This window comes from Gammaproteobacteria bacterium (genome assembly GCA_013001575.1).
Classification (GTDB): domain Bacteria; phylum Pseudomonadota; class Gammaproteobacteria; order Steroidobacterales; family JABDMI01; genus JABDMI01.
Genome location: JABDMI010000032.1, coordinates 1 through 4,065, shown reverse-complemented (window position 1 = coordinate 4,065; position 4,065 = coordinate 1). Strand labels below are relative to the sequence as shown.

Annotated in this window: 3 protein-coding genes; all 3 read left to right on the top strand. The window is 50.8% G+C overall.

All coding sequences use genetic code 11. The annotated features are described in order from the left end of the window. On the top strand, window positions 1-2,286 hold a 2,286-nt coding region (locus HKN88_02930; protein NNC97007.1), incomplete at its 5' end, for an AsmA family protein. Between the two features lies 1 nt (window position 2,287). Next, window positions 2,288-3,082: an SRPBCC family protein gene (locus HKN88_02925; GenBank protein ID NNC97006.1), complete on the top strand. Its 795-nt coding sequence runs from the start codon at window positions 2,288-2,290 to the stop codon at window positions 3,080-3,082. Between the two features lie 3 nt (window positions 3,083-3,085). Then, on the top strand, window positions 3,086-4,065 hold a 980-nt coding region (gene mutY, locus HKN88_02920; protein ID NNC97005.1), incomplete at its 3' end, for an A/G-specific adenine glycosylase.

Genomic DNA, 4,065 nt, shown 5'->3' with positions numbered 1-4,065 from the left:
GTTACAAACTGGGATGATATGGCGGCTCGCTTTATTTCCGATGAACAAACAGACGAAGAGGTCGCCGCGAGTATTACCGGGTCGATCGCCGGACTGAGTGTTAAAAATTCCAGCCTGCATTGGCAAGACGCCAAAGACTCGCAAAACCTGGATGTGACGGTGAAACGCTTCGAGACCGGCGAACTCAAGCCCGGCACGCCCACCCGTGTGGATGGCGATATCGCATTCAGTCTCGAAAATCCGCAAGTGCAGGGTCAGGTGCAAGTCAAAGGCATTACGCGTTTAAGTCAATTCGATCCTTTTATTCTCAGTGAGCCCGAGTTAACTCTCGCCTTGCAGGGTGAAGCGGTGCAAGCCGAGAATATTCAGGCCACGGTCGACACCAGCGAGATCCGTTACGCAGAAGGGATCATCTCATTACAACAACCGGATATTGATTACCAGATCCAAAACATGCCGAGTTTGGGCAAACAGGCAAAAGGGAAACTGGTCGCGACGAGTTTACGTGTGGCCGATGGTGATATTCGTATTCCGGGCGCCAACATCAATATTGACCTGAGCGGAAGCGCTTTACCGGGCGAGACCCTGCAAGCGACACTCAAGAGTGAGCAATTGAACTTGCTCGATCGTGTGCTGACAATGCAAGGCTATAACATCAACACCACCGCGACGGGAGAGCCTTGGCCAAACAAGAACTTCGCAGGGGTGTTTTCGGGTAAAAATGCCACCCTTGACCTAAATACGGAAACCTTGAGCGCGCCGGATCTGAACGCCGGTGTATATGACCTGGATATTTCTGGTAGTGTGCAAGGCCGTCAATTGCTGCAAGACGATCCTGTTTTGCAGGGCAAATTATCGCTGCAAGAATTTTCGCCCAAAACCCTGGCGCCAAAACTCGGGATTGAGTTACCCAAGATGTCTGCGGATGCCTGGAGTAGCATGACGCTGGATGGTAATTATCGGGTGAGCAAAAACAGTTTGGCCATGCAGGGCATGCGGGCGGTGATCGATGGCACCGCGTGGCAAGGCAAGGCCGCCATCGATGATCTCGCACAGAAAAAACTCAGTTTTGATCTCACCGCCGCGAGCCTGGACGCCAATCGCTTGTTGCCCCCCAAACAGGCCGACGCCTTAAAAGACAAAGACGGCAACAGCAGTAGCCAGGCAACGGTGGCCGCCATTTCTATACCACAAGACCCACTGCGTGACTGGGATGTGAGCGGCACGGCAAAAATTGGTCGGATGCTGATCGGCAACATTGAAACCACCAATCTGGAAGCGGGCATCAAGCTGCTCGATGGCAAGTTACGCATTTTTCCGTCAAAAGCCAATTTTTTTGGTGGCCAGTATTCGGGTGACATACGTCTGGACGTCTCCGGGCCAAGTCCAAAACTGCAAGCCAACGAAACCATCACCAATATCGATCTCAAAGCGCTGGGTGATGCCATGTGGGCTAATGCGGTGATGACCGGAACCACCTCCGGGCGTATCGAGTTGTCTACTTTTGGCGATACGGTCGGCGCCATGCAACAGAATGCGCTTGGTGACGCCAACTTCACCATCAAAAACGGGGTGTTTGAAGGCTTTGACATTAATTACGCGGTGGCCAATGCCTTGTCGTTGCTAAAAAACCGAGCCGTCACCGATGTTGCCGACACCAAAAAGACACCCTTTGAAACCTTGCAAGCCAGCACCAAATTAAGCAATGGTGTATTGCAAAATGACGACTTTCTGGCCGTGATGCCGCGTATGCGAATTCGAGGAAAAGGTAATCTCAACACCCTGGATCAAAGCATTAATTATCAAGTGAGTGCGGATGTATTGGAGCGCAAAGCCTCAAACCTTAACAACGAAGTGCAACTCAGTCTGGATGAACTGGTGGGGGCCACCATCCCGGTTAAGATTACCGGTACCTTGCAAGCGCCCAAAGTGCGTCCGGATGTCAGCGCTTTTTTACGAGCCAAAGCCGAACAGGAATTGCGTGATAAAGCGCGTGAAAAACTCGACGATAAATTAAAAGACAAGGTCGGCGGTGCCTTGGGTAGTTTACTGGGAGACGTTTTGGGTGGTAAAAATCCATTGCCAGAAAAAACTCCGTCACAGACTCCGGATAAAACGGCAAGCGATCCGGCAAACCCCGACACCACCAAACCGGCAAGCGACGACCCAGCAAGCGAACCTGACCCGGCCGTGGCCGAGGAACCCGAGATCGATCCGCTAGAACAGAAAAAAGACGAGTTGGAACAAAAAGCCAAAGACAAATTGAAAGACCTGTTCGGTGGATAGATTGAAATTACACAACAGCGCTTGTCACAGCCTGATGGTGCTGTGTGCCTGCCTGCTGGTGGTACCAGCCGCTGCGGTTGAGATGACCAAAATGGAAGTTGAACGCAAGGGCAAACGCTATTATCTGGATAGCACCTTACAAGTCGATGCGCCTGTCGACAGCATGTATCGAATTCTGGCCGATTACAACAGTTTGCACCAGTTTTCCCGCGGCATTGTGCACAGTCAGGACATCACTCCGGATGCCCAGGGGAAGGCCCGTGTGTATACCCATATTTACGGGTGTATCGCTTTTTTTTGTCGCAGTATGGAAAAAGTCGAACGCATTGAATTGAGTGAGCCGAAAAAAATTGTAACCACTCTGGATCCCGAATTGAGCAACAACGTGAAATGGAATGTGACTACCTGGGAATTGGAAGCGGTCAAAAAACCGGTAGTAGCGAAAGGGCAATCACATTCAGTCGGTAATGAACAAACCCGAATTTATTACCGCATGGAATTTGAACCGGACTTTTGGGTGCCGCCCTTACTCGGGAATTATTTGATTAAAAAATCCCTGCGTAAAGACGGGGTTGAGATCATGCAACGCATGGAGGCCCATGCCCAGGGTTTATATCCCATTGATCGCGAAAAAAACAGCAAACGGAATTTCCCCCAGTTTGAAGTTTTGTTGCCCGATCAGGTTGAGCTTACAAAAGACGAGCACAGTGAAGACAATGATTCCGGTGACAACACGGCAGTAATAAAACCAACAGCGCCGGAAAAGCCAACTCCAGCGCCCAAAGACACCGACTAGCCCATGGCGAATTTTTCCCAACAGATCCTGAAGTGGTTTGATGCACACGGTCGGCATAATTTGCCCTGGAAAGACCCGGTTATTCCTAAACCCATGCGTGCGTATCATATCTGGTTGTCTGAAGTGATGTTACAACAGACCCAGGTTACTACCGTTATCCCGTATTACCAACGCTTTGTGGCCGCTTTCCCAAGCTTGCAAAAACTGGCGCAAGCCAGTCAGGATGAGGTTTTGAGTTTGTGGTCGGGTCTGGGTTACTACGCGCGTGGACGCAATTTGCATAAAGCTGCCCAACAGATGTGGAGCGAACATAAGACCGTGCCAAACGACTTTGAAACTTTATTGGCCTTACCAGGAATCGGGCGTTCGACCGCCGGCGCGATCATGGCGCAGGCCTATAACGCGCCGTATGCGATATTAGACGGCAATGTGAAACGCGTGCTGGCGCGTTATTACGCGGTGCAAGGCTGGTACGGGGTGAGTGCGGTGGGCAAACAGTTATGGCAATACTCGGAAACCCTGGCCCCTAAAAAGCGTGTGGCCGATTACACCCAGGCGATCATGGATCTTGGTGCCACCTTGTGCACGCGCTCCAAACCAAAGTGTACGGCGTGTCCAATCGCAAAGCAGTGTGTTGCGTTTCAAACGGATCGGGTTGCGGAATTCCCTCACAAAAAACCGAAAAAACAAAAACCGGTGAAACAGGTTTATGTTTTGTGTCTGGTCGATGACGGTTCGGTCTTGTTACAGCAACGTCCACCCACCGGTATCTGGGGCGGCTTGTGGTCGTTTCCGGAATTTGAGGATGTCACGAGTTTACACGCCCACATCCAGGATCAGGTATCGCAAGAGGATATTCAGGAATTGGAATCGTTTCGTCACACCTTTAGTCATTATCATCTGGATATTCATCCGCATGTGGTGATGAGTTCCGATAAAATGGCACCCGCTAATGTGATGGATGCACAGTCGCGGTTTTTTAA